The organism is Bacillus cereus group sp. BfR-BA-01379 (assembly GCF_022663605.1).
GTDB classification, from domain to species: domain Bacteria; phylum Bacillota; class Bacilli; order Bacillales; family Bacillaceae_G; genus Bacillus_A; species Bacillus_A mobilis.
Genome location: NZ_JAKUFT010000015.1, coordinates 75,859 through 82,924 on the forward strand (window position 1 = coordinate 75,859; position 7,066 = coordinate 82,924).

Genomic DNA, 7,066 nt, shown 5'->3' on the forward strand with positions numbered 1-7,066 from the left:
CCACCTATTTCTTATTTGAATCGATTTATTATATACATAATAAAAGATAATACAATACTTAACACAATACATGTAATGATAGGAAAATAAAAGGTAACGTTTCCTTTTTTCACAAAAATATCGCCTGGAAGTCTTCCAATGAACTTCCAAGCTAATCCGACAACAATGAGTAAGATACCTGCTGTAATAAGCAATTTTGGCATCTCCGTCATACTTTTGGCATCTCCATTCCGAAATGCTCATATGCAAGCGGCGTTACAATTCGGCCCCTTGGTGTTCGTTGTAAAAAGCCAATTTGTAATAAATATGGCTCATATACATCTTCAATCGTATGAGATTCTTCTCCGATCGTTGCCGAAACCGTTTCTAATCCGACTGGGCCACCGCGGAATTTCTCAATAATACCAAGCAATAATTTATGATCGATATGATCTAGACCTAATTTATCTACTTGCAGTAGTTCTAACGCCATTTGTGTAATTTCCATTGTAACTGTTCCGTTACCACGAACTTGTGCGAAATCTCGTACACGTCGTAATAAACGATTTGCAATACGAGGTGTACCACGAGCACGTCTTGCAATTTCTAGTGCCGCTAACGAATCAATTTCAACTTCAAATACTTCTGCTGTACGTTCTACAATCTCAGACAACTGATCTACTGTATAATACTCTAATCTTGAAAGTACACCGAAACGGTCACGAAGTGGTGCTGATAATGCCCCTGCACGTGTCGTTGCTCCAACTAATGTAAATGGAGGTAAATCTAAACGTACAGATCGTGCTGACGGTCCTTTCCCAATTACAATATCAAGGCAAAAATCTTCCATCGCAGGATATAGCACTTCTTCAATCGATCTATGCAAACGATGAATTTCATCAATAAATAATACATCTCCTGGCTGAAGCGCTGTTAATACAGCTGCTAAATCTCCTGGTCTTTCAATTGCTGGGCCTGAAGTTGTTCTAACATTAACGCCCATTTCATTGGCTATAATATTTGCAAGCGTCGTTTTACCAAGTCCTGGTGGTCCATATAGAAGCACATGATCTAACGTTTCTTCACGCATTTTCGCTGCTTCAATAAACACCTCTAAATTATGTTTCGCTTTATCTTGGCCAATATACTGACGGAGCGTCTGTGGCCGTAATGAATATTCTAAATCCGAATCTTCATATGCAGATTCCCCTGAAAGGAGACGTTCGTCCATTATACTCACCTCTTACCATTTAGTAAAAGACTAAGTGCCTTTTTAATATACTGATCCGTCGTTAATGATTCTTTTAATAACTCTGGTACAACGCGAGAAACTTCTCGTTCTGCGTATCCAAGTGCACGCAGAGCTTCCAGCGCCTCATCAAGCTCAGCTGATGAACCTTTCTTCTCATCAAAACGTTCTGTATCTGAGAATAAATCAACAAATGCATCTGGTACGACGTCAGCTAGTTTTCCTTTTAAGTCTAAAATCATTTGGCGTGCTGTTTTCTTTCCGACGCCCGGGAATTTCACTAAAAACTTCTCGTCTTCATGTTCAATCGCTTGAACGACCTGTCCTGTTTGACCAGAAGCTAAAATTGCAAGAGCGCCTTTTGGTCCAATGCCAGATACACCTAACAACTTTGTAAATAATAAACGCTCTTCACGTGTTTTAAACCCGTAAAGTGCCATAATATCTTCTCTCACATAATGATATGTAAAGACACGGATTTCTTGCTTACTTCTTTGAAATACATACGGATTTGGTGTGAAAATTTGATACCCAATTCCATTATGGTCAATTACGACATATTCCGGTCCTACATAGTCCACGTAACCTGTAACATATTCAAACAAAATACGATCTCTCCCTCTTAAATCATGTATTCCATTTTAACATATTTAATGATAGAAAAGCGAGACTACCCCAACAAATGTTCTCTATTAGAAACTTCTGTTATTTTCCATTGACAGAAAGCGCGAAGCACCTTAATATACAGAAGTCGATAATGATTATCAATATTAATTAAAGGGGTTACATCAGGATGAAACAGAAGTTATTTATTTTATTTACTATTATGCTAGTCGTTCTTTCTATCGTTGGCTGTTCTTCTCAAAAAGAAGAAGCAAAAGCGAAAGAACAACCGAAAACAAAAGTTGTAAAACACGCTAAAGGCGAAGCTACAATTCCAGTAAATCCAAAGCGAATTGTTGACTTATCTGGATCAACAGAAGAATTATTACTTCTTGGACACAAACCTGTTGGTACGGCAAATACATATAAAGATAAAATCCAAAATCACTTAACAGAGAAATTAGATGGTGTAAAAGCAGTAGGTTGGTACTGGGCACCTAAAGTTGATTTAGAAGCTGTTACGGCTTTAAAACCAGACTTAATTATTTTAAATAATCGTCAATTGAAGATTTATGATCAATTAGAAAAAGTTGCACCGACAGTTGTTCTAGAAACAAACTTAGAAGACTGGCGTGGTAAGTTTAAAGAAGTAGGTAAACTATTTGACGAAGAAAAGAAAGCAGACAAATGGATTGCAGACTACGATAAAAAAGCAGACTCTTTATCTAAAAAGATTAAAGAAAAAACAAAAGATGAGAACTTTATGTTCATCGCAGTTACGCCACAAAACTTCCGTGTATACGGTAGCTTCGGATACGGTGACATCATCTTTAACGACTTAAAACTTCCAGCAACAAAAGGTACAGATTTAAAACAAACGATGGCACAAGTATCACTAGAAGGTCTTGTTGCATTCCAACCTGATCAAATGTTCATTGTGAACTTTGGCGGTGAAGCTGATAAGGTTTACGAAGACTACAAAAACAGTGCCGTTTGGAAAGACAACAAAGCAGTTAAAAATAATCACGTATACGAAGTATCGAATGAAATCTTCAATACGAAAGCATTCAATCCAATCGGAAAAGACATGCTAATCGATGAAATCGCAAAACAAATTTTAGATAAAAATAAATAAGAAAAAAGCAGCTCACCATGAGCTGCTTTTTTTCTTATTTTGCACTGCGTATTGCTTCATTTTTTCAATCGTCTTCACAAAACCTTCTTTTGATTTAATACGAATACCACGCTTTAATTTCGCACGCTCATAACTCTCCAGTTTTTTCATATCAATTTGAAAAAAGGAATGAATCGCATTATCACTTTTCGGTACACCTTTGAAAATTTGTAGTATCCCTTCCTCTGACACACCGAAATAACCGCTCGTCTTTAATAACGGAGAAATATCATCAACCTTCTTTTGTAATACAATTTGTACATCATCACGATCAACGAGCTGCCATTCTTTATATTGCTGTAAAAACTTTTCTAAGTCCGCTACTTTTTCTGTAAATATTTCCTCACTTACTTCTCCATCAACATACATTCGCTCTAATAAAATTGTAACTTCAGGCTCTTTTTCTGTTACTTCTGGTACTGGCCCTTCCGCCTTCACATTCGTTTCATAAACGAAACAAAACATCATAACGAAAGCTTGCATCGCAATCAGTATCCATCTCATTTCCGTTCACCTCTTTTAGGCAAGATCAAACTTTCATTAGTAGCTTTTCCGGAAATGGGGGTTTTATCCCTAATTCATAGATTACTCTCATTAAGACTTATAGAGTGCAATGATTTCTACCTATTTCGAAACGTATTGATTACGTGAAAACTTTTTTATACCTTTATTTGATTGTACCGTTGCTATATAAACTCCAATTAATACGATTATCATCCCAACTATTTGTTGCCACGTAACAGCTGCTCCATATAATATAACTGATATACCAGTAGCCACAATAGGAGTTAAATTTAAATACATACTCGCTTTGCTTGCACCTAGTTCTTCTACCCCTTTATTAAACACGATATATCCAACTAACGTCCCGCATACGACCATATACAACATTTCTATCCATCCCTGTAAAGAGAGCGTTGCAACCTTTCCCCACCCATCTTCATATAGAGAAAGGCCTGCTAAAAACACAGTACCCAATACCGTCATACTCATTGTAATTAACAAAGGAGAGACACCACTCATAACTTTTTTTCCTGTTAAACCATATAACACCCCACAGGTTAAAGCAGCTATAAATAAAAGATCTCCCTTATTAAATGACAAAGACATAAGTATATTCATTGAACCACCCGTAATAACAACTATTACACCAATAAGAGACAAAATTAAACTTATTCCAACTTTTATACTCCAAGACTCTTTAAAAAACAATATTGCTCCCACTGTTACAAAAACAGGCATTGTAGCAATAATAAGCGAGCCATTCAGAGTGGAAGTATAGTTAAGTCCCATAAAGAAAAAAACATTGTAGCCAAAAATACCTGTTAACGATACAAATAACAGCCCTTTCCAATTCTTTAATAACAAACGTGTATTCCACTCAGATCTAATAAAAACTATGCCTATTAAAATACAACCTGCTAATCCAAAACGAATTGTTGCCGCAGTAATCGGTGGAATTTCAGTAATAACATGCTCTGCTGTTGCAAAAGATCCACCCCAAAACAACGGAACAAGCAACATAATGACATACATACGATTTATTCTGTTCATTTTCATTACCCCTTTCACGTAAACAGGTTTAAAAGTTTAAACTTGTTTACGTGTTAGTTAAAAAAAATTAATAATTTGATTCTATTGCTTGAAGTAAATCCTTCACCTGTTTTAAAAATTCTCCAGCTATTATAGAATAAAAAATTTCTTTTCCATTTCGATTCGCTACAATTAGTTCTGCTTGTTTTAAAATTTTCAAATGATGCGAAACAGCTGGTCTAGAAATCCCCATTTTATCTGTTATTTCTGTTACATTCATCCGTTTGTTTTCTAATAACAGCATAATAATTTGCTGACGATTCTCATCTCCCAACGCCTGAAATATAGATGTTACGACCTGAAATTTCTCTAATACAACTTCTGTATTTCTACATTCAAAGTTCTCCATATACTATTCATCCCAACCTTTTATATCTAAAAAACTTGTAATATATTACCATTAAATAGTAACTCTTTCACATACACTTGTAAATAACTTTATTTTCCGACTTTTATCCCAATAAAAAAGGGAAGCTTGGATTCCTCCATTCTTCCCACTACATTCATATAAAAATGAAAGACGCCTGCAAAGCAGGCGTCTTGATGCGTTTACGGCGAGAGACCAGGCGACCACATTCGCGTGTTTAGCACTTAAGCATATCTCTCGTCTTACGTAAATTAGCTCATCGCTTTGCTAATATAACATTAATAAAGTATAAGTGCAACATGTTTATAAAAATATTTTATTTCCTCTTCCATACAAAAAAATTATATGTAAATTATAAATTGATAAATGTAATATATATGTTACAATTAATATGACAGCGAAATCATAATAAACAGGAGATAGATATTATGAAAAAAATTAAGGATGAACGTCTCATTCTGCAAACGTTAAAAAACATTCGAATTGCTTTTCTTTTTCAATCACTTGGTATAATTGGCATTTTAGGCTATATCGGATTCACTGAAGGAATAGATCAAATTACGAAATCTCCATTATGGCTATTGTTTATCCTTACAAGTATCGTACTTAGTTATTTACAGTTAAGCGTTTCTATCGATGTAGAAGAAAGTGAAAAGGAGATAAAGTTAACTCCTTATTACAAAATTATTTTACGCTCTCTTATTATAGGAATCGTTATGGCTATTATTTATATCATTTTTAGTCCAGAAAGACCTTTATTTGAAGCCATTTTAACAGGTGGTATTCTCTTCATTTGCTTTTTAGGTTCTTATTCCATTAGTTATTTTATTAAAAAGCGTCGTTTACACGATAACGATGAATAAAGAGGAAGGGCTCCCCCTTCCTCTTTTGCTTTGCTATCGCATAGTACCAGTTAAACCGTAACGAATATCTCGGAACATATTTGTTATGTCACGATTAAAATCGTTTGTAACTGTACCGTTACGTAGTCGTGTACTCATTGCATCGACACGAGTAAACATGTCATTTCTTACAGAAACATATACGTTTCTGTTTCCAACTTCATTTACAACCGCTTGACGAACTTCATTTGCAAGCGCTGTTTCATTCGATACTGGATTACGCGGTTTTACCGCAATCGCTACATCGTTTCCATATACAACTGTAGACACACGGTCTACGTTATTCATACGTTTCACACGATTTGTAATTCTTTCTGCTGTTTTACCATCATTGTTAATGTATGAATTGTTCATTGTAATATTACGTGTTGGATGCGGATTAGCAATTTGACCGTTGTAATTTACATCGCGGTAATAATTGTTATATCCTGTATCGTTACGTCCATTTCTATATGTTACATAATCTGTATAACGATCATTACGCGTTACATTATCACGATACTGATGTGTATCATTATAAGATGTACGCTCGTAATTATAGTTACGTCCATCCATTGCATTGTTATCTTTTGGTGTACCACATGCAGCTAACGCACTGGTAACTAACAAAGAAGCAGCAATCACTTTTACTTTCGTATTCAATACAAAAACCCCCTCTGTTAGAATGAACTTCTCTTCTGAAAAGCTCCCTCTTATGATGAGTAACAGAGAAGGTTTTTACACTGTTAATATTTCACTGGGGATTTTCTAACATTTGATGTAAATCTTCCATTTTCAGAACGACTTTACATACAAAAAAGGTGGGAATAATCCCACCTTTTTTAAACTTCTTCTTCATCCTCTTCTTCTGGAACCGGCTCCCCAAATACATTTGGTGGATCTGGTTGATAATACATCGTTCCTGGCTGTGGTGCATATGCCGATTGAGTTGGTTGATAATATAAAGGGTTCGCATATTGCGGACCGCCTGGTTGCGGACTATATAACCTACTCTCTCCTCCGCATCCACAATCTTCCTCACCTTGCACGAGCGGCGGCATATTATTATCGATTGGCATCATATTTGGATTTGGCATAGACGTATATTGCGGTCCAAACGGTGCTCCTTGCTGATATGGATTTGGTGGTTGATAATACGGATTTGGCGGCATCATAGGCTGTTGGTATGGCATTTGATATGGCATCATATTCGGTGGTTG

At 35.7% G+C, this 7,066-nt stretch carries 9 protein-coding genes and 1 pseudogene; 2 read left to right on the plus strand and 8 right to left on the minus strand.

What is annotated here, in order from left to right:
- Positions 1–11: 11 nt before the first annotated feature.
- From MR113_RS08505 to ruvA, 3 genes are read right to left on the minus strand one after another with little or no spacing between them, the layout of a single operon-like run.
- Complete coding sequence (locus tag MR113_RS08505) at positions 12–212, minus strand: DUF2905 domain-containing protein (RefSeq protein WP_000138162.1); 201 nt, start codon at positions 210–212, stop codon at positions 12–14.
- Positions 209–1,210 (minus strand): Holliday junction branch migration DNA helicase RuvB, encoded by a 1,002-nt coding sequence (ruvB, locus tag MR113_RS08510; RefSeq protein WP_000344467.1) that lies wholly within the window; start codon positions 1,208–1,210, stop codon positions 209–211. The genes MR113_RS08505 and ruvB overlap by 4 nt, the downstream gene beginning before the upstream one ends.
- Positions 1,211–1,215: 5 nt before the next feature.
- Positions 1,216–1,833: a Holliday junction DNA helicase RuvA gene (gene ruvA / locus MR113_RS08515; RefSeq protein WP_061677193.1), complete on the minus strand. Its 618-nt coding sequence runs from the start codon at positions 1,831–1,833 to the stop codon at positions 1,216–1,218.
- 188 nt (positions 1,834–2,021) lie between these two features.
- Here ruvA and MR113_RS08520 point away from each other — a divergent pair, with 188 nt between their 5' ends.
- A complete protein-coding gene (locus MR113_RS08520; RefSeq protein ID WP_242253471.1) occupies positions 2,022–2,966 on the plus strand; it encodes an iron-hydroxamate ABC transporter substrate-binding protein in 945 nt (314 codons plus the stop codon).
- A gap of 12 nt (positions 2,967–2,978) precedes the next feature.
- Here the strand turns inward: MR113_RS08520 and MR113_RS08525 are convergent, their stop codons facing one another.
- The 3 genes from MR113_RS08525 to MR113_RS08535 all read right to left on the minus strand — a co-directional run bounded on the left by MR113_RS08525 (position 2,979) and on the right by MR113_RS08535 (position 4,947).
- Positions 2,979–3,509, minus strand: a complete 531-nt coding sequence (locus tag MR113_RS08525) for a BofC C-terminal domain-containing protein (RefSeq protein WP_212957567.1) — start codon at positions 3,507–3,509, stop codon at positions 2,979–2,981.
- Between the two features lie 120 nt (positions 3,510–3,629).
- A complete protein-coding gene (locus tag MR113_RS08530; RefSeq protein ID WP_242253473.1) occupies positions 3,630–4,559 on the minus strand; it encodes a DMT family transporter in 930 nt (309 codons plus the stop codon).
- Positions 4,560–4,626: 67 nt separating this feature from the next.
- Positions 4,627–4,947 carry an ArsR/SmtB family transcription factor gene (locus tag MR113_RS08535; RefSeq protein WP_242253482.1) on the minus strand — a complete coding sequence of 107 codons (321 nt, stop codon included), beginning with the start codon at positions 4,945–4,947 and terminating at the stop codon, positions 4,627–4,629.
- A 446-nt stretch (positions 4,948–5,393) separates the two neighbouring features.
- Here MR113_RS08535 and MR113_RS08540 point away from each other — a divergent pair, with 446 nt between their 5' ends.
- On the plus strand, positions 5,394–5,828 hold the full coding sequence (locus MR113_RS08540; RefSeq protein ID WP_063260733.1) for a hypothetical protein: 435 nt from the start codon (positions 5,394–5,396) through the stop codon (positions 5,826–5,828).
- 33 nt (positions 5,829–5,861) lie between these two features.
- On the opposite strand, the gene MR113_RS08545 is transcribed toward MR113_RS08540, so the two are convergent.
- Entirely contained in the window at positions 5,862–6,509 is a 648-nt protein-coding gene (locus tag MR113_RS08545) for a YhcN/YlaJ family sporulation lipoprotein (protein WP_061677182.1), read from the minus strand.
- A gap of 179 nt (positions 6,510–6,688) precedes the next feature.
- Positions 6,689–7,066: pseudogene (locus MR113_RS08550) on the minus strand (peptigoglycan-binding protein LysM); the annotation flags it as partial.